The organism is Pseudodesulfovibrio sp. zrk46 (assembly GCF_012516435.1).
In the GTDB taxonomy this organism is placed as follows: domain Bacteria; phylum Desulfobacterota; class Desulfovibrionia; order Desulfovibrionales; family Desulfovibrionaceae; genus Pseudodesulfovibrio.
The window spans coordinates 3,924,402-3,950,335 of sequence record NZ_CP051216.1; the positions used below are offsets into that span (position 1 = coordinate 3,924,402).

General features: G+C 52.9%; 22 protein-coding genes and 4 tRNA genes. 5 read left to right on the forward strand and 21 right to left on the reverse strand.

Features of this window, described 5'->3' with window-relative positions; translation table 11 throughout:
• Nucleotides 1-63: 63 nt before the first annotated feature.
• From fusA to HFN16_RS18160, 17 genes are all read right to left on the reverse strand, one after another.
• Nucleotides 64-2,136: an elongation factor G gene (fusA, locus tag HFN16_RS18080; protein WP_168892071.1), complete on the reverse strand. Its 2,073-nt coding sequence runs from the start codon at nt 2,134-2,136 to the stop codon at nt 64-66.
• A 15-nt stretch (nt 2,137-2,151) separates the two neighbouring features.
• A complete protein-coding gene (gene rpsG / locus HFN16_RS18085; RefSeq protein ID WP_168892072.1) occupies nt 2,152-2,622 on the reverse strand; it encodes a 30S ribosomal protein S7 in 471 nt (156 codons plus the stop codon).
• Between the two features lie 98 nt (nt 2,623-2,720).
• Nucleotides 2,721-3,092 carry a 30S ribosomal protein S12 gene (gene rpsL / locus HFN16_RS18090; RefSeq protein WP_168892073.1) on the reverse strand — a complete coding sequence of 124 codons (372 nt, stop codon included), beginning with the start codon at nt 3,090-3,092 and terminating at the stop codon, nt 2,721-2,723.
• A 205-nt stretch (nt 3,093-3,297) separates the two neighbouring features.
• On the reverse strand, nt 3,298-7,449 hold the full coding sequence (rpoC, locus tag HFN16_RS18095; RefSeq protein WP_168892074.1) for a DNA-directed RNA polymerase subunit beta': 4,152 nt from the start codon (nt 7,447-7,449) through the stop codon (nt 3,298-3,300).
• Between the two features lie 83 nt (nt 7,450-7,532).
• Nucleotides 7,533-11,645, reverse strand: a complete 4,113-nt coding sequence (rpoB, locus tag HFN16_RS18100; protein ID WP_168892075.1) for a DNA-directed RNA polymerase subunit beta — start codon at nt 11,643-11,645, stop codon at nt 7,533-7,535.
• A 298-nt stretch (nt 11,646-11,943) separates the two neighbouring features.
• The gene (gene rplL / locus HFN16_RS18105; protein ID WP_210772218.1) at nt 11,944-12,330 is read right to left on the reverse strand and encodes a 50S ribosomal protein L7/L12; all 387 of its coding nucleotides are present in this window, start codon (nt 12,328-12,330) and stop codon (nt 11,944-11,946) included.
• Between the two features lie 40 nt (nt 12,331-12,370).
• The gene (gene rplJ / locus HFN16_RS18110; protein WP_168892076.1) at nt 12,371-12,892 is read right to left on the reverse strand and encodes a 50S ribosomal protein L10; all 522 of its coding nucleotides are present in this window, start codon (nt 12,890-12,892) and stop codon (nt 12,371-12,373) included.
• Nucleotides 12,893-13,049: 157 nt separating this feature from the next.
• Complete coding sequence (rplA, locus tag HFN16_RS18115) at nt 13,050-13,757, reverse strand: 50S ribosomal protein L1 (RefSeq protein ID WP_168892077.1); 708 nt, start codon at nt 13,755-13,757, stop codon at nt 13,050-13,052.
• A 13-nt stretch (nt 13,758-13,770) separates the two neighbouring features.
• Complete coding sequence (gene rplK, locus HFN16_RS18120) at nt 13,771-14,196, reverse strand: 50S ribosomal protein L11 (protein ID WP_168892078.1); 426 nt, start codon at nt 14,194-14,196, stop codon at nt 13,771-13,773.
• A gap of 46 nt (nt 14,197-14,242) precedes the next feature.
• Nucleotides 14,243-14,800: a transcription termination/antitermination protein NusG gene (gene nusG, locus HFN16_RS18125; protein WP_168892079.1), complete on the reverse strand. Its 558-nt coding sequence runs from the start codon at nt 14,798-14,800 to the stop codon at nt 14,243-14,245.
• A 32-nt stretch (nt 14,801-14,832) separates the two neighbouring features.
• A complete protein-coding gene (gene secE, locus HFN16_RS18130) occupies nt 14,833-15,087 on the reverse strand; it encodes a preprotein translocase subunit SecE (RefSeq protein WP_168892080.1) in 255 nt (84 codons plus the stop codon).
• 87 nt (nt 15,088-15,174) lie between these two features.
• Nucleotides 15,175-15,251, reverse strand: a tRNA-Trp gene (locus HFN16_RS18135).
• 12 nt (nt 15,252-15,263) lie between these two features.
• The gene (gene rpmG / locus HFN16_RS18140) at nt 15,264-15,413 is read right to left on the reverse strand and encodes a 50S ribosomal protein L33 (protein WP_158948338.1); all 150 of its coding nucleotides are present in this window, start codon (nt 15,411-15,413) and stop codon (nt 15,264-15,266) included.
• Nucleotides 15,414-15,415: 2 nt separating this feature from the next.
• Nucleotides 15,416-16,609, reverse strand: a complete 1,194-nt coding sequence (gene tuf / locus HFN16_RS18145) for an elongation factor Tu (RefSeq protein WP_168892081.1) — start codon at nt 16,607-16,609, stop codon at nt 15,416-15,418.
• Nucleotides 16,610-16,795: 186 nt separating this feature from the next.
• Nucleotides 16,796-16,871, reverse strand: a tRNA-Gly gene (locus tag HFN16_RS18150).
• Between the two features lie 66 nt (nt 16,872-16,937).
• A tRNA-Tyr gene (locus HFN16_RS18155) sits at nt 16,938-17,023 on the reverse strand.
• A gap of 13 nt (nt 17,024-17,036) precedes the next feature.
• A tRNA-Thr gene (locus tag HFN16_RS18160) sits at nt 17,037-17,112 on the reverse strand.
• 494 nt (nt 17,113-17,606) lie between these two features.
• Here HFN16_RS18160 and HFN16_RS18165 point away from each other — a divergent pair.
• Together HFN16_RS18165 and HFN16_RS18170 are read left to right on the forward strand one after the other, a co-directional pair.
• Nucleotides 17,607-18,626: a tRNA-dihydrouridine synthase family protein gene (locus HFN16_RS18165; RefSeq protein WP_168892082.1), complete on the forward strand. Its 1,020-nt coding sequence runs from the start codon at nt 17,607-17,609 to the stop codon at nt 18,624-18,626.
• 66 nt (nt 18,627-18,692) lie between these two features.
• Nucleotides 18,693-19,730, forward strand: a complete 1,038-nt coding sequence (locus HFN16_RS18170; protein WP_168892083.1) for a chemotaxis protein — start codon at nt 18,693-18,695, stop codon at nt 19,728-19,730.
• Nucleotides 19,731-19,779: 49 nt separating this feature from the next.
• Here the strand turns inward: HFN16_RS18170 and HFN16_RS18175 are convergent, their stop codons facing one another.
• The 4 genes from HFN16_RS18175 to hypD form a co-directional block, all read right to left on the reverse strand.
• Nucleotides 19,780-20,217 (reverse strand): C-GCAxxG-C-C family protein, encoded by a 438-nt coding sequence (locus tag HFN16_RS18175; RefSeq protein ID WP_168892084.1) that lies wholly within the window; start codon nt 20,215-20,217, stop codon nt 19,780-19,782.
• Between the two features lie 91 nt (nt 20,218-20,308).
• Complete coding sequence (locus tag HFN16_RS18180) at nt 20,309-20,749, reverse strand: MarR family transcriptional regulator (protein ID WP_168892085.1); 441 nt, start codon at nt 20,747-20,749, stop codon at nt 20,309-20,311.
• Between the two features lie 130 nt (nt 20,750-20,879).
• A complete protein-coding gene (hypE, locus tag HFN16_RS18185; RefSeq protein ID WP_168892086.1) occupies nt 20,880-21,884 on the reverse strand; it encodes a hydrogenase expression/formation protein HypE in 1,005 nt (334 codons plus the stop codon).
• Between the two features lie 2 nt (nt 21,885-21,886).
• Nucleotides 21,887-22,981: a hydrogenase formation protein HypD gene (gene hypD / locus HFN16_RS18190; protein WP_168892087.1), complete on the reverse strand. Its 1,095-nt coding sequence runs from the start codon at nt 22,979-22,981 to the stop codon at nt 21,887-21,889.
• Between the two features lie 296 nt (nt 22,982-23,277).
• On the opposite strand from hypD, the gene HFN16_RS18945 reads away from it, so the two are divergent.
• From HFN16_RS18945 to HFN16_RS18210, 3 genes are read left to right on the forward strand one after another with little or no spacing between them, the layout of a single operon-like run.
• A complete protein-coding gene (locus HFN16_RS18945) occupies nt 23,278-24,207 on the forward strand; it encodes a DUF134 domain-containing protein (protein ID WP_247648381.1) in 930 nt (309 codons plus the stop codon).
• Entirely contained in the window at nt 24,204-25,061 is an 858-nt protein-coding gene (locus HFN16_RS18205; RefSeq protein WP_168892088.1) for an ATP-binding protein, read from the forward strand. Before HFN16_RS18945 ends, HFN16_RS18205 begins: the two co-directional genes overlap by 4 nt.
• Nucleotides 25,054-25,932: an ATP-binding protein gene (locus tag HFN16_RS18210; protein ID WP_168892089.1), complete on the forward strand. Its 879-nt coding sequence runs from the start codon at nt 25,054-25,056 to the stop codon at nt 25,930-25,932. The genes HFN16_RS18205 and HFN16_RS18210 overlap by 8 nt, the downstream gene beginning before the upstream one ends.
• The last annotated feature ends 2 nt before the right edge of the window (nt 25,933-25,934 follow it).

Below are 25,934 nucleotides of genomic sequence, written 5' to 3' on the forward strand. Positions count from 1 at the left end.
CGGTCGGGTGATGTACACCCGACCAGCCAAACTGTCAAGCAAAGGGAAAATCCCGGCTCGTCGTTAATCTTTCTGTGTCATCAACTCTTCAGCCAAGCTGTTCGGCACTTTCTCGTAGTGATCGAACTGCATGGTGAAGGTTGCACGGCCCTGGGTCTTGGAACGCAGATCGGTAGCATATCCGAACATTTCGGACAGCGGCACGAAGGAGCGAACCACCTGAACACCGGGGCGAGCTTCCATTTCGCCAACACGACCGCGGCGACCATTCAGGTCACCCATGACGTCACCGAGGTAATCCTCAGGGGTGACGACTTCTACGGACATGATGGGCTCAAGCAGAACCGGCTTGGCCTGCTTGCAAGCTTCCTTGATAGCCATGGAACCGGCAATGTAGAAGGCCTGTTCGCTGGAGTCGACTTCGTGGTAGGAACCGAAAACCAGCTTGACCTTAACATCGACAACCGGGAAACCGGCGACGATACCGTTCTTCATGGCATCCTGGATGCCCTTATCAACAGCGGGGATGTATTCCTTCGGAATTACGCCGCCCTTGATTTCGTCCTCGAAGGCGTAGCCATTCTCAGAATTCGGCTCGACTTCCAGAACAACGTGGCCGTACTGACCACGACCACCAGACTGCTTGGCATGCTTGACATCGACCTTGGTCGCCTGGGAAATGGTCTCCCGGTACGCCACGCGGGGAGCACCCACGTTCGCGTTCACGTTGAACTCTCTGAGAAGACGGTCAACGATGATTTCCAGGTGCAACTCGCCCATTCCGGCGATCAGGCACTGTCCGGTCTCGTCGTCAGTATGCACGCGGAAAGACGGATCTTCCTTAGCGAGCTTGACGAGAGCGTTGGACAGGTTGTCACGGTCTGCCTTGGTCTTGGGTTCGATGGCAACTTCGATAACCGGATCCGGGATGTCCAAAGACTCCAGAACAACGGCGTTCTTCAGGTCACACAGAGTGTCACCGGTTGCCAGGTTTTTGAGGCCGACAGCGGCGACGATGTCACCGGCGTATGCCTCTTTTATTTCTTCACGCTTGTTAGCGTGCATTTTCAGGAGACGACCGATGCGCTCTTTCTTGCCGGTAGCACCATTCATGAAGGTGGAACCGGACTCGATCTTACCGGAGTAAAGGCGCAGGAAGGTCAGGTGGCCAACGAACGGGTCGGTAGCCAGCTTGAATGCCAGAGCGGAGAGAGGCTTGTCATCTTCGCAGGGGCACTCGATCTCGTCGCCAGAAGCCGGATCGATACCCTTCATCACCTCGATGTCGAGGGGAGATGGCAGGTAGTCGACAACTGCATCGAGCAGAGGCTGCACGCCCTTGTTGCGGAAAGCGGTACCGCACAGGACGGGGCAGATGGTGAGAGCGTTGGTAGCCTTGCGGACACCTTCACGGATTTCTTCCGCAGTGATCTCTTCATCAGCCATGTACTTCTCGAGCAGAGCTTCGTCTTCCTCGGCGATGGCTTCGATCATTTCGCCACGCATCTCTTCGTACTGGTCCTGCAGGTCTGCGGGAACATCGATGGTGGAGAAGGAAGCGCCATGGTCTACATGGTCGTAGATGTAAGCCTTACCTTCGATCAGGTCGACAACACCTTCGAACTCGTCCTCAGCACCAATGGGGAGCTGAAGAGGAACGGCCTTGGCACCAAGACGGGTCTTCATCATGTCGACGCAACGGAAGAAGTCAGCGCCGATACGATCCATCTTGTTAACAAATGCCATGCGGGGGACCTGGTAACGGTCCGCCTGACGCCACACAGTCTCAGACTGAGGCTCAACACCGGCAACGGAGTCAAAAACGGCTACAGCGCCGTCCAGGACGCGCAGAGCGCGCTCAACTTCCATGGTGAAGTCGACGTGACCGGGGGTATCAATGATATTGATGCGGTGGTCGCGCCAGAAACAGGTGGTTGCTGCAGAGGTGATGGTGATACCACGCTCCTGCTCCTGAACCATCCAGTCCATGGTAGCTTCGCCGTCATGTACTTCACCGATCTTGTGAGAAACACCGGTGTAGAACAGAATACGCTCGGTAGTGGTAGTCTTGCCCGCATCGATGTGGGCCATGATACCAATATTGCGCTGCTTATCTCTGGGTACTTTTCTTGCCACTTTAATACTCCGGGTTTACCAGCGGTAATGAGCGAAAGCCTTGTTGGCTTCAGCCATCTTGTGGGTGTCTTCGCGCTTCTTGACAGCGCCGCCACGGTTGTTGAAGGCATCGAGGAACTCACCGGAAAGACGAGCAGTCATGCCCTTCTCACCACGGCTGCGGGCGTAGTTGATCATCCAGCGAATGGCCAGAGCGGTCTGGCGGTCAGGACGAACTTCCATGGGTACCTGGTAGGTAGCACCACCAACACGGCGGGACTTGACTTCCAGAGCCGGACGAACGTTCTCCAGGCACTTCTCAAAAGCGCGCAGACCGTCTTCGTTGGTCTTGTCAGCCAGGTTCTCGATGGCCTTGTAGAAAATTCTTTCTGCGGTGCTCTTCTTACCGTCCAACATAAGACGGTTGATGAAACGAGTCACGAGCTTGCTGCCGTATACAGGATCCGGCAGGATCTGTCTCTTTTGGACAGGACCTTTACGAGGCATTTTTTTCTCCTTGAATTTCGGCCGGGGGGACATTATTTCGGGCAGCCTCCGCCCTACTTTGTCATCCCACCCCGGGCATTACGAATGAGGCTATAACCTTATTTAGGACGCTTGGTGCCGTACTTGGAGCGGCCGCGGCGACGATCGTCAACACCAGAGGTGTCGAGGGAGCCACGCACGATGTGGTAACGGACACCGGGAAGGTCTTTTACACGACCGCCACGGATCAGAACCACGGAGTGTTCCTGCAGGTTATGGCCTTCACCACCGATGTAGGCGGTTACTTCGATGCCGTTGGTCAGACGTACACGAGCGACCTTACGAAGCGCGGAGTTCGGCTTCTTAGGGGTCGTGGTGTATACTCTGGTACAAACACCGCGACGCTGAGGGCATTCCAACAGGGCCGGGGTCTTCTTCCGTTTGGGCTGAACTTGACGTCCCTTACGGATGAGCTGGTTAATGGTAGGCATTAATCCTCCAGTCATTAGTTAATACAATACCACGCGCACTACTGCGCAAAGAGGACCGCAAGTAATCCTAAAGTTCGAACCTTGTCAAGCAATTTGCCCGAATCAATTAAGTTACAATGATCCAATTTCCTGCAAAAAAACTGGAGAGGCGAGACCTCTCCAGTTTTTTCAGTCTATTAGGCACTCCTTTCGGAGTGTTATAATCTTACTGCTCAGTATGAACCAGCAGCGGATTTTCTTCGAGCTCTTCCAGGAACTTGTCTGGACGCTCAGCCTGCTCCGGCACAGAGATGTCGGAGTCAGTATATTTACGGAAGCCAGTACCTGCAGGTACCAGACGACCGACGATAACGTTTTCCTTGAGGCCGCGAAGGTCATCCTTCTTACCCTTCAGAGAAGCTTCGGTCAGGACCTTGGTGGTTTCCTGGAAGGAAGCTGCAGAGATGAAGGAGTCGGTGGACAGAGAAGCCTGAGTGATACCGAGAACCAGAGTTTCGGCCACTGCGGGCTTACCGCCTTCTGCGAGCACCTTGGCGTTCTCTTCCATGAAGCGCTGCTTATCAACCTGCTCGCCAATGAGGAAGCTGGTGGAACCGGGCTCGAGGATAGAGACCTTCTTCAACATCTGACGCACAATGATTTCAATGTGCTTATCGTTGATGTTAACGCCCTGGAAGCGGTACACGTCCTGGATTTCCTCGACGAGGTAGCGAGCGAGATGCTTTTCACCCTTGATTCGAAGGATGTCATGCAGTTCGGGGTTACCTTCGGTGAGGAGGTCACCGGCTTCAACGAAGTCGGCTTCCTGGACAGTGATGTGCTTACCCTTGGGAATAAGGAATTCCTTGGTGTCGCCAATCTCAGGAGTAACAACAACCTTGCGCTTACCCTTGGTCTCAGGACCGAAGGTCACGATACCGTCGATGGAAGAGACGACACCCTGATCCTTGGGCTTGCGAACTTCGAAGAGCTCAGCAACGCGAGGCAGACCACCAACGATATCCTTGGTCTTGGAAGACTCACGAGGCTTACGTGCGATGACGTCACCGGCAGTGACCTGGTCGCCGTCCTTAACCATCAGAATTGCACCAACAGGCATTGCGAAGTTGGCATCGATATCGGTGCCGGGACGCTGCACTGGTTCGCCATCTTCACCCAAAATGGTGACGGACGGACGGAAGTTGGTAGTGCGGTATTCCATGATGGTGAAGGAAGCCTTGGAAGTACGGTCTTCCTGAACGGTCTTGCCTTCGATGATGTCCTTGAACTTGATGGTACCGGTTGCATCGACGATGAAGGGTTCCATGTAGGGATCCCATTCAGCCAGCATGGTGCCCTTCTTGATATCCTGGCCTTCTTCGACCAAGAGACGGGAACCAGCCTGCAGCACGTACTTTTCACGTTCACGGCCCTGCTCATCAACGATACCGACCTGACAACTCTTACCGAGAACCATCTTGTGGCCTTCGGAGTTAACGACGGTACGCATACGAGAGGTAACAACGCGACCATTGTGCTGGGATTCGATGGAGGAGGATTCAATCTCCTTGGATGCGGTACCACCGATGTGGAAGGTACGCATGGTAAGCTGGGTACCAGGCTCACCAATGGACTGTGCAGCAATAATACCGACAGTCTCACCGACGTTGACCAGATGGCCACGAGCGAGGTCTCGACCGTAACACATGGCGCAAACGCCCTGCTTGGCCTTACAGGTCAAGCCGGAGCGGATGGTCATGGAGTTGATACCGGATTCGTCGACAGCCTTGGCGTACTTGGAATCAATAACGGTATTGGCCGGAACGATGAGTTCGCCAGTGTCTTCATTATACACGTCGAACATGGTTACACGACCATGTACACGTTCATGCAGACGCTGCTTGATTTCACCACCCTTAATGAGGTGAGTCAGCTCCAGTCCGTCCACTGTACCGCAATCCATTTCGGAAACGGTAACATCCTGAACAACATCAACGAGACGACGTGTCAGATAACCGGAGTTCGCAGTCTTGAGCGCGGTATCCGCGAGACCCTTACGAGCACCGTGAGTGGAGATAAAGTACTGAAGAACTGTCAGACCTTCACGGAAGGAGGCAGTAATCGGTGTTTCGATAATTTCACCAGAAGGCTTAGCCATCAGACCACGCATACCCGCGAGCTGACGCATCTGATCCTGGTTACCACGAGCACCAGAGGTGGCCATCATGTAGATCGGGTTGAAGGAGGAGTTAACCTCGGTCTCACCGGTCTTGGGATCGACCAGAACATCGGTGGACATTTCCTGCATCATTTCATTGGAAATGTCGTTGGTCACCTTGGTCCAGACGTCGACGACCTTATTGTATTTTTCAGTACGGGTGATGATACCGTCCTGGAACTGGTTTTCGATCTCGTCCACTTCAGCGTGGGCAGTTTCGAGCATACCAGGCTTGGTGTCAGGAATCTTGAGGTCCTTCACACCAATGGTAACGCCTGCACGGGCACCGTATTCGTATCCGAGATCCTTGATACGGTCACACAGGATAACCGTGGCCTTGGTGCCTGCCATACGGTAGGCGCCGGTAACCAGAGCGGCGATGTTTTTCTTGTTGAGCACGCAGTTGACCATGTCGAACGGCACTGCTTCAGGAAGCAATTCGCTGACGATGATACGACCGGTGGTAGTCTCTTCAATCTTGCCGTTGACGCGGACCTTGATGCGGGCATGGAGGCCAACTGCACCGTGGTCATAAGCGCAAACAACTTCTGCAGGGTCGGAGAAGATCATGCCCTCGCCCTTCTCAAAGGAACGAGGCGTGGTCAGATAATACAGACCAAGAACGATATCCTGAGAGGGGTTGATGATGGGAGAACCGTTGGACGGGCTCAAGATGTTGTTAGTAGACATCATGAGTACGCGGCACTCGATCTGTGCTTCGACAGACAGAGGCACGTGGACAGCCATCTGGTCACCATCAAAGTCAGCGTTGTACGCGGAACAGACGAGCGGGTGCAGCTGAATGGCCTTACCTTCTACCAGGAGCGGCTCAAAGGCCTGAATGCCCAGACGGTGAAGGGTCGGTGCACGGTTGAGCATGATCGGGTATTCGCGGACAACATCTTCCAGGATATCCCAGACAACGAGGTCTTCGCGTTCGACCATCTTTTTTGCAGACTTAATGGTAGTGGCGATATCGCGCTTTTCCAGCTCCGCATAAATGAAGGGCTTGAAGAGCTCAAGAGCCATCTTCTTGGGCAGACCGCACTGGTGCAGCTTCAGTTTAGGACCAACAACGATAACGGAACGACCAGAGTAGTCGACACGTTTACCGAGAAGGTTCTGACGGAAGCGGCCCTGCTTACCCTTAATCATGTCAGACAGGGACTTGAGCGGACGACCATTGGTGCCAGTGATGGCACGGCCGCGGCGGCCGTTATCGAACAGTGCGTCGACGGCTTCCTGCAACATACGCTTCTCGTTACGAATGATGATCTCGGGAGCACCGAGTTCCAGCAGACGCTTGAGGCGGTTGTTACGGTTGATAACACGACGGTAAAGGTCGTTGAGGTCGGAGGTGGCAAAACGGCCGCCGTCCAAGGGGACGAGAGGACGCAGTTCGGGCGGAATGATGGGAATTACTTCCATAATCATCCACTCGGGCTTGTTGCCGGACTCCAGGAAAGCCTCGACGATCTTCAGTCGCTTAGTGATTTTCTTCTTTTTGGTCTGGGAACGAGTGGTAGCAGACTCTTCACGCAACTCAGTACGCAGGGTCGGCAGATCAAGCGCTTCCAGCATGGTGCGAACAGTTTCAGCACCCATACCAACTTCCAGAGCAGACTCACCAAAGTGATCGATCACCTGGAAGTACTGATCTTCAGACACAACCTGATGCTTCTTGAGCGGGGTTTCGCCCGGATCAAGAACGATGAAGGAGTCGAAGTACAGTACCTTTTCAAGGTCGGCCATGGTGATGTCCAGCAAGGTACCGATCTTGGAAGGCAGGGTTTTGAGGAACCAAATGTGTGCAACGGGAGCAGCCAGTTCAATGTGGCCCATACGCTCACGACGAACCTTGGAAGCAATAACTTCAACGCCGCACTTTTCGCAGACGATGCCGCGGTGCTTCATGCGTTTGTACTTACCGCAGTTGCACTCGTAATCCTTCACGGGACCGAAGATCTTGGCGCAGAAGAGGCCGTCACGTTCGGGCTTAAAGGTACGATAGTTGATGGTTTCCGGTTTCTTCACCTCACCGAAGGACCATTCACGAATGGTCTCAGGTGCGGCAATGGATATCTGGATAGCCTTCAGGTTTCGGCCCTGAGCCGTCTGATTCGGCGCTCCACGCAAGGTGAACAGATCGTCCAACGTCATGGATATCCCCTATCTTAAAAGTTATTTGATGCCTGGCCGGTCAATCGACCGGCCAGGCTAATTACCTTAATAACGTCCTGAACCTACGGCATCAGCGGCTTGGGGCCAGAATACTGACCGGGGCCGGGCTGACGTTTACGGTCCTCGTAGTGCAGGGTCACATCCAGACCCAGCGACATGAGTTCCTTGACCAGAACGTTGAAGGATTCCGGCAGGCTCGCTTCGAGGAAGTTGTCGCCCTTGACGATCTTTTCGTACATCTTGACGCGGCCCTGCACATCGTCAGACTTGACGGTGAGGAACTCCTGCAGGAGGTACGCGGCGCCGTATGCTTCCAGCGCCCAAACTTCCATTTCACCGAGACGCTGACCACCGAACTGAGCCTTACCACCAAGCGGCTGCTGGGTGACGAGGGAGTACGGGCCAGTGGAGCGGGCATGGATCTTCTCATCAACCAAGTGATGGAGTTTGAGAATGTACATGATACCAACGGTGACGCGATTATGGAAAGGCTCACCAGTGCGGCCGTCGTAAAGGATGAACTTACCGTCATCATCACAACCGGCCTTAGTCAGCCAACCCCAGATATCTTCTTCGTCAGCACCATCGAATACAGGCGTTTTGGCAACGATACCGTTCTTCCAACGCTTGCATGTTTCGATGAACTCTTCGTCAGTCATGGCGTCAATAAAGGCGTCCATGTCCGGATCTTCGAAGATGAATTTGGCCTTGTCGCGAAGGTCCTTCACTCCATCAATCATCTGCTGATGCAGCTGCTGACCAAGCTTGCGGCCCGCCATACCCAGGTGGGTTTCCATGATCTGCCCGATGTTCATACGGGAGGGAACGCCAAGAGGGTTGAGGACGATGTCCATGGGGGTACCGTCGTCGAAGAACGGCATATCTTCTTCCGGCAAGATGCAGGAAACTACACCCTTGTTACCGTGACGACCGGCCATCTTATCGCCCACGCTCAGCTTACGCTTAACGGCGACATAGACCTTGACCATCTTGATAACGCCCGGAGGCAGATCATCACCTTCGGTGACTTTCTCGCGCTTCACATCATAAATTTCCTTGATGAAAGCGACCTGGGATTCGTAATCAGCCACGATCAGCTTGATCTGGTCGTTGATCTCCTTGTCGAAGACTCCAACCAGTTTCTTGACCGGGACATTATTGAGAGCTTCACGCTCAACGATTTCACCGGACTTGCCGCAGACAGCTTTCTTGGAACCAACAAGGTCCTTTTTAAGCTTGCCGCCTTCACACGCAGCCCAAATGCGCTCGCGGGTGGCGTCAGTCAAGGAAGCAATGTGCTTGACTTCCTTGGTGTCAAATGCAGCGAGTTCGGCATCTTCGATGGCCTTTGTGCGATCATCCTTATCAGAAGAACGACGGTTAAAGACCTTAACGTCAACGACAGTACCGGAGATTCCCGGCGGCACCTTCAGGGAGGTGTTCTTCACGTCGCGAGCTTTATCACCGAAGATGGCGCGAAGCAGTTTTTCTTCAGGGGTCAGCTGAGTTTCACCCTTCGGGGTGATCTTACCGACCATGATGTCGTCCGGCTTGATGCGCGCACCGATGCGGATAATACCGCATTCATCAAGGTTGCGAAGCATCTCTTCGGAGACGTTGGATATGTCACGAGTGACTTCTTCGGGTCCGAGCTTGGTGTCACGGGCGACGAGTTCAAATTCCTCAATGTGAATAGAGGTGAACACGTCTTCCTTGACCATACGTTCGGAGATAAGAATGGAGTCCTCGAAGTTGTAACCGCACCAGGGCATGAACGCTACGAGGAGGTTCTTACCGAGGGCGAGTTCTCCGTCGTCAATACCGGGACCATCAGCAAGGATATCACCCTTCTTGATGACCTGGCCAACCTGGACCTTCGGACGCTGACCGAAGCAGGAGTTCTGGTTGGACTTATGCCACTTCTGGAACTCGTAGTGCTTGGCACCGCCGGAGTTGGGGTGAATACCGTTGTCATAGTTGACGATGACGCGTTCGGAATCGACGTAGTGAACCACGCCGTCCTCTTCTGCCAGCACACAGGCGCCGGAGTCGCGTGCGACAGGGCCTTCCATGCCGGTACCAACCAGCGGCTGCTCTGCTTGAAGCAGGGGAACAGCCTGACGCATCATGTTCGAACCCATGAGTGCGCGGTTAGCATCATCGTGCTCGAGGAACGGAATCAATGCAGCCGAGATAGAGACAGTCTGACTCGGGCTGATATCCATGCAGGTGATATCTTCAGATGCAGTCAGCTGAACATCACCAGCGAGTCGTGCGTTGACACGCGGATTGGAGAAGACGCCATTTTCGTCCAGGGGAGCGTTGGCCTGAGCCACCACTTCCACGGCTTCCTTGGAGGCGTCCATGTAGGTGATTTCGTCAGTGATCTTCTTGTCGACGACCTTACGGTACGGGGTCTCAATGAAGCCGTAATCGTTCACCTTTGCAAAGGTGGTCAGAGAAACGATGAGACCAATGTTTGGTCCTTCAGGCGTTTCAATGGGGCAGATACGACCATAGTGAGAGGTATGTACGTCGCGGACTTCGAAGCCAGCGCGCTCGCGGGTCAAACCACCGGGTCCAAGTGCGGACAGACGGCGTTTGTGTGTAACCTCGGAGAGCGGGTTGGTCTGATCCATGAACTGACTGAGCTGAGAAGTACCGAAGAACTCTTTCAGGACAGCGGCAACCGGCTTAGGGTTGATCAGATCATGAGGCATGAGGGTGGCCACTTCCTGCAGGGACATGCGCTCTTTGATTGCACGTTCCATGCGGACGAGACCGATGCGGTACTGGTTCTCAACCAGTTCGCCCACAGGGCGAACACGACGGTTGCCCAGGTGATCGATATCATCGGCGGGGCCATGAGTATCCTTGAGGCGCATCAATTCTTTGACTGCCAGAAGGATGTCCTCATTGGTCAGGGTGCGGGTGTTAAGGTCCACATCCTGATTGAGACGAGAGTTAAGTTTGTAACGACCAACGCTGGAGAGATCGTAGTAGTCGGAGCTACGGAAGAGATTCTCGAAGAAGTTGGAAGCGATCTCGGGAGTCGGCGGAGAACTGGGACGGAGACGACGGTAGATCTCGATCTGTGCGGTCTCCATGTCAGTGGTCTTGTCCAACAGCAGTGTATTGCGCAGGGAATCAGAAACGTCCATACCGCGGGTGTGCAGTACGTTCAGTTCCTTGATACCAAATTCACGCATGGTCTGCAGGAGATCGACAGTTACTTCGTCGGCGGCTTCGGCGAGAACTTCACCGGTATTGTCCACCATATCAGCGGCCAGGAACAGGCCGACGAGAGAAGCAGGGTCGACCTCAATGGTCTTGACCTCGTTACGAACCAGCTTCTTCCAGGCGCCCTTGGTGATATCGGTGTCTTTTTTGACGACAACCTTGTCACCAATCTTGATATCCGCAAAAGCGGTTTCCTTGCGGTACTGGTCTGCGACAACATGACGCTGCACCTTGGTCTTCAGCAAGGTGTATTTCTCAGTGTCGTAGTAGTAATCAAGGATATCCGTGCGGGAAAGACCCATTGCCTTGAGAAGGATGGTGGCCGGCATCTTGCGTCGACGGTCGATGCGGACATACAGGATGTCCTTATGATCGAAGTCGAAGTCGAGCCAGGAGCCACGCATCGGAATAATGCGGCTGGAGTACAGTACCTTACGGCTGGAGTGAGACTTACCGGAATCATGTTCAAAGATGATACCAGGCGAGCGCTGAAGCTGGTTAACAATAACGCGCTCGGTACCATTGATGACGTAAGTTCCCTTTTCAGTCATCAACGGGATAGTCCCGAAGTATATGTCTTGTTCTTTAATGTCACGAATGGTGCGATTGTCGGTCTCTTCATCCACGTCGAAAACTACGAGACGGACGGTAATACGAATGGGTGCCTCATAGGTCAGGCCCTTAGAGATGCACTCATCGACGTCGTATTTTGGTTCACCAATGTCGTAACTGACAAAATCAAGGCTAGCGGTCTTGTTGAAATCTTCAATGGGAAACACGGACCGGAACACGCCCTCAAGCCCAAAATCACCCCGGCTGGCCGGAGCAGTTCCTTCCTGCAAGAAACGCTTGTAGGAATCGACCTGCAATTCAAGCAGGTGCGGGATAGGGAGCGTGGTCTTGATGCTACCGAATTCTTTTCTGAAATGACCCATTGTACCCTCATGCATGAGCGGTTGATGGTTAGGACGTCGGGGTGAGAATATCCCCTGCCCTCTGTCGGAGCAACGGCTTCGTGGAATAGCCGCTGCGAGGAAATTGGGTGGTTAAGCCATGACCGAGGCATGCATTCACGGTCATGTAACGAGGAGTCGACGGGTAGATGCCGCCTTCAGCGCTTAAAAACCCTTTTTTGGAGCTAATTAACCATTATATACATAGACAGAGCAAAGAGCGCAACACCCTTATTACAGGGTGAGCGCTCTTTGCTATGAATAGCTTAAGCGATTGAAGTTACTTAACTTCAACGGAAGCGCCGGCTTCTTCGAGCTGCTTAGCAGCTTCGTCAGCCTCTTCCTTGGAAACGCCTTCCTTGAGAGCCTTAGGAGCTTCGTCAACGATAGCCTTGGCTTCTTTCAGGCCCAGGCCGGTGATGGCGCGGACAGCCTTGATGACGGCGATCTTGTTGCCACCGGCACCAGCGAGGATGACGTCGAATTCGGTCTTCTCTTCAGCGCCACCAGCGTCGCCGCCTGCTGCGGGAGCAGCAACAACAGCAGCAGCCGGAGCAGCAGCTTCAACGCCGAATACGTCTTCGAGTTCTTTGATGAATTCGGAAAGTTCCAGGACGGTCATGTTGCCGATGAATTCAACAACCTGTTCTTTGGTGATATCTGCCATGATAAATTCTCCTTAGAAATTGATTCGCTTTGAACCTTGTTTACGCAGCTTCTTTCTGATCTTTGATCGCGGTCAAAGCATACAGGAATTTGCGTTCGATGTTTGCGAACAAGCAAACGAAATTGCGCGGTACGGCCTGCATGGTGCCGAGTACGGAACTGAGAAGCTCAGGCTTGCTGGGCATCTTAGACAGTTCTTTCACGCCGTCGTTATCAAGAAACTTCCCTTCAAGAGAACCGAAACGAATGGAAAACTTTTTGTTTTCCTTATCGAAGTCGGCCAGCACTTTGGCCACGGCGACAGGATCGTCGTAACCCAGCGCAATAGCGCAGTTCTCTTTAAAGTGTTCGCTCAGGTCACCGTGTGCGGTGTCCGTGAGAGCCAACCGGGCCAGGGTATTCTTGACGACTTGGTAGTCAACGCCGGCTTCGAAGCACTTTGCGCGGAGCTGTGTCAGCTCTTCAACGGTCAGTCCTTTGAAGTCGGTAACGACGGCAATGCTCGCCCGCGCAGCTTTTTCGTTCAGCTGCTCGATGATCTGGGCTTTTTCTTGCCTGTTCATCTACCACTCCTCGTCTTAGGCCCGGAAAGCAGGTCAAAGCGTTGTCTGAGCAGGGCTTTTAAGGGAAACATTCCCGCCTGCCGTCTCTGACTCAACTTCCCGTGCGATTATCTACAGGATGCCCCCGGGAGAGGGCATCCGGCATTCCATAATGTGATTAAGCGTCCAGGAACTTACGAACGGTCAAGGGATCAATCTTGACGCCGGGTCCCATGGTAGTGGCGACAGCCACGCTCTTCATGTAAGTACCCTTGGCAGAAGAAGGCTTCAGATTCATAACCGTCTGGAGCAGAGTCCGGAGGTTTTCAAGAAGCTTCTCGGGACCAAAGGAGACCTTACCGATGGGAGCGTGCAGGATACCAGCCTTGTCTACTTTGAACTCGACCTTACCGGCCTTCAGTTCGCTAACAGCAGTGGCTACATCCATGGTGACGGTACCGGTCTTAGCGTTAGGCATCAGACCACGAGGGCCGAGAACGCGACCGATTTTACCGACAACAGCCATCATATCAGGGGTGGCAACGGCCTTGTCAAAGTCCAGCCAACCGCCCTGAATCTTCTCGACCAGTTCATCGGAACCTGCGATTTCAGCACCAGCTTCTTTAGCTTCAGCTTCCTTCTCAGGCTTACAGAAGACGACTACGCGGACGTCTTTGCCGAGACCGTTGGGCAGGGATACTGCACCACGGATCATCTGATCGGAGTACTTAGGGTCAACACCGAGGTTGATGGCGACATCAACGGTTTCATCGAATTTAGCGTAGGCGCCTTCAACAGCGGTCTTTACACCTTCTTCGACGGAAACGCGAACTGCAGTGTCGCGATCACCAAGAGCATTGCGGTAATTTTTTCCATGCTTGGGCATTTCTATATCCTCACTAGCCTACGACTTCGAGACCCATGCTGCGGGCAGTGCCTTCAATCTGCAGCATAGCATTTTCGATGTCATTGGCGTTCAAATCAGGCATCTTCATCTCGGCGATCTCCTGGACCTGAGCCTTGGTGACCTTGCCGACCTTGTTCTTGTTAGGTTCACCGGAACCCTTTTCCAGCTTGGCAGCCTTAAGCAGCAGCACAGATGCCGGAGGAGTCTTGGTGATGAAGTCGAAGGAACGGTCTGCGTAAACCGTGATGACGACGGGGATGATGAGTCCCTTCTGATCCTGGGTCTTGGCGTTGAACGCCTTGCAGAATTCCATGATGTTAACGCCGTGCTGACCCAGAGCCGGACCGACCGGCGGGGAGGGATTGGCGCTACCTGCGGGAATCTGCAGCTTGATCTTTCCTATTTCTTTCTTGGCCATTGTATTCCTCGATGAGAAATTTCGCTGTTTGCGAGTATATTACGGGCTACCCTTTATCAACCTGGACGAAGTCCAGCTCAACCGGAGTCTGACGTCCGAAGATAGAGACGGAAACCTTGAGTTTACCCTTGTCGTAATTGACTTCTTCCACAACACCGTTGAAGCCGCTGAACGGACCATCGATGACCCGCACCTCGTCGCCTCGCTCAAAGTTGAACTTGGGACGGGGTTTCTCCTGGCGGCTTTCCATCATGTTGAGGATGTTTTCCGCCTCGCTGTCACGCATGGGCGTGGGACGGTTTTTACCGCCAACAAATCCGGTGACGCGCGGGATGGACTGAATCAGGTGCCAGGAGTCATCCGTCAGGATCATCTTGATCATGATGTATCCAGGATAAAATTTCCTGGTGGAAGTCTTGCGCTCACCCTTGACCATTTCGACGATCTTCTCGGTGGGCATGACGACCTCCTCAATGAGGCCCTTATCTTGCCCGGTCCGCATCATCTCGCGAACGGTCTGCTCTACACGCTGCTCAAACCCTGAATAAGTGTGAACGATGTACCAGCGTGCCTTAGGAGAGGCATTTTCCATGATGGCATCCATATGTGTGATCCAGCCTTGCTCGTAAAAGGGACTTAGGACAGTATGGCCTCGACAGCCTTGGAGAGCGCAAGGTCAACAATGCCGAGGTAGATGGCGATAACAACGCTCACTACCAGAACAGCCACACAGGTCGTGATGGTTTCCTTGCGGGTCGGCCAGACAACCTTCTTAATCTCGACTTTAGACTCTTCAAAGAACTGTGTCAGTTCTTTGGCCTTTCCGACGAGACCGGTAGGTGCCTGAGCGGCCTGCTTCTCAGCAGCTTTTTTGCCTTTATTTCTGGCCATAACTTCTTTTTCCCAAATTATTGAGCGGGTTTCGAGGTCTTGTCCCTAAGGACAAGACCTCTAAGCACCCGCTTTCAAAGACATAATTGGCAGGGGTAGAGGGATTCGAACCCCCAACATCCGGTTTTGGAGACCGGCGTTCTAGCCGTTGGAACTATACCCCTGCTCTATCGAATCTACTTAGTCTCTTTGTGGACAGTGTGTTTCTTGTCCCAAGGACAATACTTCTTCACTTCCAGACGACCAGTAGTATTCTTCTTATTCTTCTGCGTAGCGTAGTTCTTACGCTTGCACTCGGTGCACTGCAGTTGAATGTTGATTCGCATGATTACTCCTGAATCTCGGTGACAACACCGGCGCCGACGGTACGGCCACCTTCGCGGATAGCGAAGCGGAGGCCGACTTCCATAGCGATGGGTGCGATCATCTCGACATTGAAGGTGGCGTTATCGCCGGGCATAACCATCTCTACACCGTCTTCCAGGGTAACAACACCGGTAACATCGGTGGTACGGAAGTAGAACTGCGGACGGTAACCGGAGAAGAACGGGGTGTGACGTCCACCTTCGTCCTTGGAGAGGACGTAGACCTCTGCCTTGAACTTGGTGTGCGGGTTGATGGAGCCGGGCTTAGCAGCAACCTGGCCGCGCTCAACTTCTTCACGCTTGATGCCGCGGATCAGGAGACCGACGTTGTCACCGGCCTGGCCCTGGTCGAGCAGCTTGCGGAACATCTCAACACCAGTACAGGTGGTCTTGATGGTGTCCTTGATACCGACGATTTCGATTTCTTCACCAACGGTGATGATACCGCGCTCTACACGACCGGTGATAACGGTACCACGGCCGGAGATGGAGAAAACGTCTTCCACGGGCATGAGGAACGGCATATCGATGTCGCGCTCGGGCTCGGGGATGTAGGAGTCACAGGCTTCAAGCAGATCGTAGATAGGCTTGGCTGCCGGATCGTCAGCGGATTCGCATTCCAGAGCCTTCAGAGCGGAGCCCTGGATGACCGGAACGTCGTCGCCGGGGAATTCGTATTTGTCGAGAAGTTCGCGAACTTCCATTTCGACCAGCTCGAGGAGCTCTTCGTCATCAACCATGTCGCACTTGTTAAGGAAGACGACCATTGCGGGGACGCCAACCTGACGAGCGAGCAGGATGTGCTCACGAGTCTGAGGCATGGGACCGTCGGTAGCGGCGCAGACGAGGATAGCACCGTCCATCTGTGCAGCACCAGTGATCATGTTCTTGATGTAGTCGGCGTGACCGGGGCAGTCTACGTGAGCGTAGTGGCGGTTAGCGGTCTCGTACTCGACGTGAGCGGTGGCGATGGTGATGCCGCGCTCTTTTTCTTCAGGAGCCTTATCGATTTCGTCGAAAGCGACGAATTCGCCGTGGCCAGCCATGTGAGCCAGCTTGGTGATGGCAGCGGTCAGAGTGGTTTTACCGTGGTCAATGTGACCAATGGTACCAACGTTAACGTGAGGCTTGCTACGTTCAAATTTAGCTTTACCCATTGTGATCCCCCTAACGTAAAAGTTGTGTAGGTTTGTAGTGCTCTAAAATTAACAAAGTCATGGATCGCGTGAATCCATGACCGGGCTTGTACCGGTAATGCGCTCCTTTTGCAAGGAGGCTTTGCCTGCTGTTCGGGACGAGCCCGTATATGTAAGGAGTATATGTGACGTCTGAGAAAGTAGAGCTGGAGCGGGAAACGGGACTCGAACCCGCAACCCTCAGCTTGGAAGGCTGATGCTCTACCAATTGAGCTATTCCCGCTCACTCTCCGTAGTCACCAATGCCCCTCAAGGGGACATCTCCTACAGCGCGGCTTATAGAAATTTGTGGTGGTGGGGGGAGGATTTGAACCTCCGAAGGCGTATGCCGACAGATTTACAGTCTGTTCCCTTTGGCCACTCGGGAACCCCACCATTTTTTTCTTTTTGGAGCTGGCGATGGGACTTGAACCCGCAACCGGCTGATTACAAATCAGCTGCTCTACCAATTGAGCTACGCCAGCGTTCCGGGAGTGAAGTCTTAATCCATCTTTATTTCAAAAAGCAAGCGTTTTTTTGACTTTTTTTCGAGACCCGCTGTTGCGGTGTTTCGGAGTCATCTTTCGCTCGAAGACGGGCTGGTTTAATGTGAAATTCGATCTCCTGTCAACCCTACAATCCTATTTTTTTGAAAAAAGTGATCTCTTCCCTACTAGAACTCGGCAGCTACGAATCTCACCACATCAAGAAAATGGCTGTATCTCAAGCAAAACGGGCGATTATGCTATTTTCACCCTCGCTATCGACATTCTCTCACAACTCTCAATCTTTTACTGGATCATGGGCCGTTTCTTCCAAAAATCCACCATGATTTCCTTATTATTTGATACCTCAACCTCCTTCATCTGATCATATTTTTCTTCCTCCTATCCATTTTGACCTTCAATCCGATTCATTTTTTTTATTTGTTCCCAGATTATTTGACTCATCTATTATCTATAATTATGTGCATCGCATCATGAGTACGTTTACAATTACACCCGATTCTCCGTGGCTGGCTCCTTTGGCAGGATATTCCGATCTGCCCTTCCGACTTTTATCCAAGAAATACGGCTGCGGCGTATGCTGTTCTGAAATGGTCAGCGTCAAGGGCATGGCATTCAAGAACCATGGTACCCGCCGCCTCATTGCGACCTGTCCTGAAGATGACCCTATGGTCCTCCAGTTGTTTGGTTCTGAAGCAGAGTACTTTGAACCTGTCATGGAAAAGCTGGTTGGCATGGGATACCGCAACTACGACCTCAATTCCGGTTGCCCTGTTCGCAAGGTTCTCAAGTCTGGTAGTGGCGTCAAACTCATGGAAGATCCCGACAAACTGATTAATCTTGCCACCATTATGGTCAAAAAAGCGGCTGAACACCCTGAGGGTGGTCGTGTTGGTGTCAAATTTCGCCTCGGATTCAATAAGGGCGAAGATATATATATAGAAATAGGTAAACGCCTCCAGGACGTCGGCGTGGACTGGGTCACCCTTCACCCCCGTTATGGTAAGCAAATGTTTGCAGGTACCGCAGACTGGTCAAAACTCAAGTTGCTAAAAGAAGCCCTCGACATCCCAGTTGTCGGCTCTGGCGACTTATTCACTGCTGAAGATGGACATCGCTGCATTGAAGAAACCGGTATCGATGCCGTCATGTTTGCCCGTGGTGCATTATATGATCCTTCCATATTTGCCCGCTTTGTTGCACTGCGCAATGAAAAGGAACTTCCAGCTCGGGATGGCAAAGCTCTTGCCGAAATAGTTCGCGAACACATCCACCTCACCAGAAAGTACGAAGGGGATTCACGTTCTTTCAGAAAGATCCGTTCTATTATTCCTCGCTACGCCAAAGGTCTCAAGGGCATCCGAGCCCTTCGCGCTTCTCTATTAGAGTGTGAGGACTGGGCAGCCCTTGAGGAGGCCGCTGCAACTATCGCCGAAATGGAGGCCGCTGACGGCCTGCCCTCAGAAACTCTCATTGACGAAATTCCGATGTAACGGTTACAAGATGGCGTAATCGTTCCAAACCTATTTCGTACTATTCAATAAGGACGCGGTACATTCATGTCCACTGAGACGACTGACATCCTGCTCGAGGCAGGTACCAATGAGTTGGAAATTGTCGAGTTCTACCTTGAGGAAGAACCCAAGGCAGGCGACGATATCGAACTCAACCAGGAAGATTTCGACGAAAACGGCGATACCCACAAAGCGCAACGCGCAAGTCGCAAAAGCTATTTCGGCGTCAACGTCGCCAAGGTTCTCGAGATCATTCGCATGCCGGATGTAACCGAAATGCCGGAAGTTTCGCATGAATCTGTCCTCGGCGCATTCAATCTCCGCTCCCGCATCATTCCTTTGCTCGACCTTTCTGTCTGGCTTAAAAAGAGACGGGTAGAGAACGAACCCCCCAAGGTCATCGTTACTGAGTTCAATCAGGTAACCTCCGCCTTCATGGTCTCCGGTGTCACCCGCATTCATCGAATTAGTTGGGAAGATGTCGAGGCACCGAACAAATATGTTTCCGCCCTCTCCAGTGATTCCATCACCGGTGTGGTCAAATTTGACAACCGCATTGTGTTCATCCTTGACCTTGAACGTATTGTTTCTGAACTGAACCCGGAGATGCGCCTCAAGCTGGACGACAACTTTGAAGTTGGGCAGACCACAGGCTACCGAGCTCTCATCGCTGATGACTCACCGCTGATTCGTGAAATGATCCGCGACATGCTTGGCCAAGCCGGTTTCCGAGTAGAAAAGACCACCAATGGCCGAGAGTGCTGGGAACGTCTCCTGGAACTCAAGGGAATGGCTCAGCGAGAAAATTGTCCCATCACCGATTTCGTACAAGTTGTTGTTTCTGACATCGAAATGCCCATGATGGATGGACATCACCTGACCAAGAAGATCAAAGAAGATCCTGTGTTGCGTGATCTGCCTGTGATTCTCTTCTCTTCGCTCATTACCGACAAACTCCGCCATCGCGGCGAAACAGTTGGTGCCGATGACCAGATTTCCAAACCCGAGATCACGTATCTGGCTCAACGTGCCGCCAGGCTTATTGAAGAACGCAAAGAGGAAAGCAGAAAACTTTCCAGATAGGCAAACAACTCACCAATAAAAACGGCCACCGGATCTCCGGTGGCCGTTTTTATTGGTGAGTCACTACTTTCTCATCCTCTCTGGAGATCAAATCAGCAAGCAAATGAGTTCCGCTGGCTATCAACTTCATTGGCTTCCCGCTTTCCCGAAGCGCCAGCTTACCTGCGGCAGAGTGCAAATCCACTCCTCCATTCAGCTCGCGGCAAAGCGTTGATCCATTCTTATGACCAAAAGCGACAAGAAACTCATGAGACAGCTGCATTACATGTTCTCTACGTTCACTGTCTTGGATAGATTTCGGGCCAAAGAGTGCACCGAGCACGACAATTCCCGCCGTAACAACCCCACAGACTTCTCCCGCTCCACTCATTCCTCCAGCCAGTCCACTGGACATCCCCAGAAGCAGGCTCTTGTCCAGCCCATATGCATCAGCAAATGCACATGCGACAGCTTGGGAACAGGAGCACCCTTTGCGTGCATAGAGCATAGACTCCTCGACAACCCTTTTCGAGCATAAGACCGACATTGCATAGCCTCCCTATTGAGTATTTGCCTAGGCAAATAATGCGACAAAAAAATTATCTGCCTTCCAAATTGCCCAAGACAATCTTGAGTATCCGATTAAGAGTAGCGACGTCATTCTGATCAAGGCCTTCAAAATAGACTGCCTTCTCGCTTATGAGATCGATGAGTATTTCATCAATAAGTGCCTGCCCTGCTTCAGATACAGACACATGCTGGCAACGCCGATCCTCTGGATTAACAGTTCGGCTCACGTACCCCTGGTTGGATAATCCTTTCAGTAAGCGGGTTACATTGGGATGATCGTTGGCCGTTTTATCTACAAGATCACTTATTAATGGCTGCTCTTTCTCAGCAATTTGCAACAGCAGAACCCACTGTTCAGGAGTTATCTCCAGGTTCCGCTCTCGAAAGAATTGCGCAGCCTTAAATCGCAACAACCTTCCAACCCGGTAAATAAGGAACCCAGCTGTTTCTTCCAATTCGTATTGAATCATCAAATGAACCTCCAATTACTTGCCTAGGCAATCATTATCTCGGCAACTTGTCAAGGTCGTCCAAAGAAAAGCCCACTCAAACCTCGCAATGAGGCTGAGTGGGCAAAATTAGTCGTTTTTTACTAGATAATTAGCAGATGCGCGGCAACTGCTCGCCTTCCAGCATGTTAAGGAGGCGCTTGCCGCCCAACGGAGTTTCGAGCACGACCTTGCCGGGGTTGGCATCGGTCATAGTGCCAATCTGACAGGCATCCTTACCCAATGGATCATTACGCATAATCTCCAGAGCCTTGTCTGCGTGTTCCTGAGGCAGAATGCAAAGGAACTTGCCTTCGTTGGCAAGGTACAGCGGATCCAGGCCGAGGATAGAACAACCGCCCTTTACCTCTGGACGAATGGGCATGGAGTTCTCAACGAGTTCACAGCAGACATTGGAACTGGTGGTGATTTCGTTGAGAGTCGTCGCCAGACCTCCGCGGGTGGGATCGCGCAGCACATGCACCTCAGGCAATTCCTGCACCAATTTGACCAGCAAATGGTTAAGGGACGCAGAATCTGATTCAACCTTGGCCTCAAAATCAAGCCCCTCTCGGGTGCCAAGAATGGTCAGGCCATGGTCGCCGATGGTACCGGAAATAAGCACAGCGTCACCGGGTTTGGCGGCATCACCACTGGGTGCTGGGTCTACGATGATATCACCGATACCGGTGGTATTGATGAAGATCTTGTCTACCGCGCCCTTGGGAACAACCTTGGTATCACCGGAGACAATGGTGACGCCTGCATGCCTGGCAGCCTCACCCATGGCTTTGACGATCTGCTCCAGATCATCCATGGGCAGTCCCTCTTCGAGGATATAGGCGCAGGTAATGTGACGCGGAATAGCGCCCATCATTGCAACATCGTTTACCGTGCCGTGAACGGCCAGAGAACCAATATTACCACCAGGGAAGAAGATGGGATCCACCACGAAGGAATCGGTGGACATGGCCAAACGTCCGGTCATGGCCAGCTCTGCCGCATCATTAAGACGGTTGAGCTCGTCATTCCCCAGATGTTCCAGAAAGAGATCGGAAATCAGACGCTGGGAAGCGCGTCCACCACTACCATAATCGAGAAGAACCTTATCGCTCATGCTTAATCCAACTTATATTTGTAATAGGCTGCACAGCTGCCTTCAGTGGACACCATGCAAGGACCAACAGGATTGGCAGGGGTACACGCCTTCTTGAACAGCGGGCACTGGTCAGGCTGTTTGATACCCTTGAGGATGTCACCACACTTGCAACCGGGCAATGCTGGGCCTTCCTCAATTGTAATGCCGAATTCCTTTTTGGCGTCGAACTGATCCCATTCAGGACGAATTTCCAGCCCCGAACCCGGGATTTCACCGATACCGCGCCACAAAGCATCAACGGGCTCAAAGACCTCGTACATGACTTCACGCGCCTTGGCATTGCCGGTGTCGCTGACGATGCGGGTATAGTTGTTGGCTACGTGCGCCTCGCCCTTGTTGCGCCATTCGATCATCTGATTCAAAGACTGAAGAATATCCAGTGGCTCGAACCCGGCCACAACAGCAGACTTTCCATATTTTTCGGCAATAAACTTGTAGGGCTCGATACCAATAATGGCAGAGACGTGCCCAGGAAGAATGAAACCATCAATGGAGGTCATGGAATCAGTGAGTAATGCCTCCAGCGCCGTAGGCACGGTCTTGTGGAAACAGAGAACACGCAGGTTGGTAATGCCCTGCTGACGTGCCATCTTCATGGTTCCGGCAATTGTCGGAGCCGTGGTTTCAAAACCGACGCCGATGAAGACGACGATATCGTCAGGATTTTCCTTGGCGAGTTTGAGAGTATCAAAGGGAGAATAGACCACTTTGATACGTGCGCCGTCAGCCTGTGCCTTTTTCAAGTTGCGGCTGTTATGACCGGGCACGCGCATCAGGTCACCGAAAGTGGCCAGAATAACGTTGTCTTTCTCAGCCAGATCCAGGAAGGCGTTGACTTCAGACTCATGAGTCACACACACCGGGCAGCCCGGACCGCTCAAGTGAACCACCTCTTCAGGCAGCAGGGAGCGCAGGCCGCTCTGGAAAATGGCCACAGTATGGGTACCACAAACCTCCATGAAACGGAGTTCTCCGTCCAGTTCGGAGCGCATCTTGTCGAGTATCTTTCTGCAGAGTTCCGGGTCGCGGAACTTTTCCAACAATTCAAAGCTCAAATCAGCATCCTCGCGTTCAGTTGCACATCCCCTTTTTCAGGGTCAGCAACTTCCATATACCTAATACAGTCGCTGGGCAAACAAAATCCCTGATTAAGTGGCTGATCATACAATCAATTCCAACTTTTTTTGAATTATACCGATTCGGGAAGTCTAATCCTTCCAGATATATCTCTTCTATTCCCTACCTTTGCACTCTTTTATCTATGAACATATGTTCATATTTATCTTGACTTCAACCTTCATGGGCATATCATTATTTTGAACATAGGTTCAAAACTCTACCAGGAGGATGAATGGGCCGAAGAAAGAAAAAACGATTTGTCGAGGGGATGCCGGAGGCTGTTTTTTTCAAGCCCCAAGGGGTTCCCATGCGCGCCCTTTCTCGCCAGGCGATCTCCATAGAGGGATTCGAAGCCATACGATTGGTGGACGGAGAAGGGCTCATGCAGCAGGAGGCTGCGGACAAGATGGGAGTCTCCCGCCCCACCCTGAGCCGCATCCTCGCCGAAGCCCGCAAGGGTGTTGCGCTGGCCCTGACCAATGGCTGGGCCATTGAACTGGAAGGCGGCGACTACCATATCGCCGAAAACGAACCAAAGTGGGAGTGCCCAAAAATACAAGGAGAAGAGGCTATGCCCGGATTTGACGGAACAGGCCCCCGCGCAGGAGCGCGCGGTCAGGGACGAGGTCAAGGCCGTGGCCAAGGAATGGGCCAGGGTCGAGGTAATGGCAATGGTCAAGGTCGAGGTCAGGGAATGGGCCGACAGACAGGCGCAGGCATGGGCCAGTGCGCGAGACAGGGCCAACGTCCTGCAACCGCTTCCCAAGCCACCCCGATGGACTCAGCTGCAATTAAGAAGATCGCCATCACCAGTCAGGGCCCGACCCTGCAGGACGAGGTAGATCCACGATTCGGCCGTGCGGCAGGATTTGTGATTGTTGACCTTGAATCCATGCACACAGAATACGTGGATAACGGCGGCTCTCAGGTCATGAATCAGGGTGCAGGCATCCAGGCTGCGGAAAACGTAGCCAACGCCGGAGCACAGGCTGTCCTGAGCGGCTACGTCGGTCCCAAAGCCTTCACCGCGCTGAGTGCTGCCGGTATTCAGGTTGGTCAGGATGTAGACGGCATGACCGTTGGCCAAGCCGTTGACAAGTTCAAGGCCGGTGAAATCTCAGTTGCCAGCCAAGCTAACGCTGAACAAGGTTCCAACAAGTGATTTACGCCATAGCCAGCGGCAAAGGCGGTACCGGAAAAACAACAGTTACCGCCTCCCTTGCCTCCATTTGGGAAACGCCGCTCACCGCCGTGGACCTCGATGTGGAAGAACCTAACCTTCATCTCTTCCTCAAACCGGAAGAAATGATCACAGGTAAAGCTCATATCGAGGTCCCGGATGCGGATGAGGATAAATGCACGGGTTGCCGCGCCTGCTCCGAACTCTGCCAGTTCAAAGCCATCACGGTAATGGGCGACACCCTGCTCACCTTCCCTGAGATGTGCCACGGATGCGGTGGATGCATCGCCATCTGCCCGGAAAAGGCCCTTACTCCCGGCAAACGGGAGCTGGGCGAAATCGTCACCGGCAAGTCTCATGGCAATGAGTTCATCATGGGCCGACTGCGCATCGGTGAGGCCATGAGCCCTCCGCTCATGAAGCAGATCCTTAATGACCTGCCTATAAATAGCCAGGGAGATGTTCTCATCGACGCTCCTCCCGGCGTAAGCTGCCCAGCTATCACTGCCGTCATGAGAGCCGATTGCATCGTTCTTGTCACTGAGCCTACCCCCTTCGGCTTGCACGACTTCCGCCTCGCTTGGGAAGCATTCTCTCCCATAGGAAAACCCATGGGCGCAGTCATCAATCGTGCCGGAGTGGGGAACAACGACGTCTATGACTTCTGTCGAGAGAAGGACATCCCAATCTGGGCGGAGATTCCCTTCGACCGTTCCGTGGCAGAAGCGTATTCCAACGGCTACGTCCCAGTGAAGGCAATTCCGACATTGAAGCCGACGTTCGAATCCTTGAAGAACAGCATGCAAAAGGCTGTGAACGAGGTGTCTCATGCATGAAGTAGTCATCATCAGCGGTAAAGGCGGTGCAGGAAAGACCTCCATCACCGGCGCCTTCGCCAACCTCGCAGATAACGCCATTCTCTGCGACCTTGACGTGGACGCACCGGATCTCCACCTGCTTCTCTCGCCTGAGCATAAGCGCATCGAGGAGTTTTACTCCGGCAACGAGGCAATCATCAACCAGGAGCAATGCACCAAGTGCGGCCTCTGTGAGGCCATGTGTCGCTTCAGCGCCATCACCCAAACTGATGAGGGCTTTGCCGTCGACCCCATGCGCTGTGAAGGATGCAACGTCTGCGTCAGCTTCTGTCCGCCACAGGCCATTAGCTTCCCGTCCAAACACTGTGGCACATGGTACGAATCCGAAACAAGATTCGGCACCATGGTTCACGCACAACTCTTCCCCGGTGAAGAGAACTCCGGACGACTTGTCACCTTGCTTAAACAGCACGCACGAAAACGAGCTGAAGAAGAAGGGCACGAGCTTGTCCTCAGCGACGGAGCCCCGGGGATCGGCTGCCCAGTTATCAGCTCACTGGCTGGGACCAATCTCGCCGTGGTTGTTACTGAGCCGACTTTGTCAGGCCTGCACGACTTGAAGCGCGTGGCAAAGCTCTGCACAGGATTCAAAACCAAAGTGGCCGTGCTCATCAACAAGCACGACCTCAATCTTGCCCAAGCCAAAGCCATTGAAGAATACTGCCAAGAGAAAGGGTATCCGGTTATCTGCCGATTCCCCCATGACAACGCAGTTACCGAGGCCATGGTTCAGGGCAAGGCGATCAATGAAACAGGAGACTCGACGGCCTCCCAGCTATTGGAAGCCGCCTGGTCAAATATGCTCAACCTTTTACATGATTCAAAATAAGG

Bases quoted from the DNA above. Each gene is read 5' to 3' on its own strand.
- nusG (WP_168892079.1), bottom strand. From the start codon at position 14,800: ATGGATGCCATCATGGAAAATGCCTCTCCTAAGGCACGCTGGTACATC.
- rpsL (WP_168892073.1), bottom strand. From the start codon at position 3,092: ATGCCTACCATTAACCAGCTCATCCGTAAGGGACGTCAAGTTCAGCCC.
- tuf (WP_168892081.1), bottom strand. From the start codon at position 16,609: ATGGGTAAAGCTAAATTTGAACGTAGCAAGCCTCACGTTAACGTTGGT.
- secE (WP_168892080.1), bottom strand. From the start codon at position 15,087: ATGGCCAGAAATAAAGGCAAAAAAGCTGCTGAGAAGCAGGCCGCTCAG.
- rplK (WP_168892078.1), bottom strand. From the start codon at position 14,196: ATGGCCAAGAAAGAAATAGGAAAGATCAAGCTGCAGATTCCCGCAGGT.
- HFN16_RS18175 (WP_168892084.1), bottom strand. From the start codon at position 20,217: ATGCTCTATGCACGCAAAGGGTGCTCCTGTTCCCAAGCTGTCGCATGT.
- HFN16_RS18165 (WP_168892082.1), top strand. From the start codon at position 17,607: ATGAGTACGTTTACAATTACACCCGATTCTCCGTGGCTGGCTCCTTTG.
- HFN16_RS18210 (WP_168892089.1), top strand. From the start codon at position 25,054: ATGCATGAAGTAGTCATCATCAGCGGTAAAGGCGGTGCAGGAAAGACC.
- rplA (WP_168892077.1), bottom strand. From the start codon at position 13,757: ATGCCCAAGCATGGAAAAAATTACCGCAATGCTCTTGGTGATCGCGAC.
- rpsG (WP_168892072.1), bottom strand. From the start codon at position 2,622: ATGCCTCGTAAAGGTCCTGTCCAAAAGAGACAGATCCTGCCGGATCCT.
- rpoC (WP_168892074.1), bottom strand. From the start codon at position 7,449: ATGACGTTGGACGATCTGTTCACCTTGCGTGGAGCGCCGAATCAGACG.
- rplJ (WP_168892076.1), bottom strand. From the start codon at position 12,892: ATGAACAGGCAAGAAAAAGCCCAGATCATCGAGCAGCTGAACGAAAAA.
- hypE (WP_168892086.1), bottom strand. From the start codon at position 21,884: ATGAGCGATAAGGTTCTTCTCGATTATGGTAGTGGTGGACGCGCTTCC.
- rpmG (WP_158948338.1), bottom strand. From the start codon at position 15,413: ATGCGAATCAACATTCAACTGCAGTGCACCGAGTGCAAGCGTAAGAAC.
- HFN16_RS18945 (WP_247648381.1), top strand. From the start codon at position 23,278: ATGGGCCGAAGAAAGAAAAAACGATTTGTCGAGGGGATGCCGGAGGCT.
- HFN16_RS18170 (WP_168892083.1), top strand. From the start codon at position 18,693: ATGTCCACTGAGACGACTGACATCCTGCTCGAGGCAGGTACCAATGAG.
- HFN16_RS18180 (WP_168892085.1), bottom strand. From the start codon at position 20,749: ATGATTCAATACGAATTGGAAGAAACAGCTGGGTTCCTTATTTACCGG.
- rpoB (WP_168892075.1), bottom strand. From the start codon at position 11,645: ATGGGTCATTTCAGAAAAGAATTCGGTAGCATCAAGACCACGCTCCCT.
- rplL (WP_210772218.1), bottom strand. From the start codon at position 12,330: ATGGCAGATATCACCAAAGAACAGGTTGTTGAATTCATCGGCAACATG.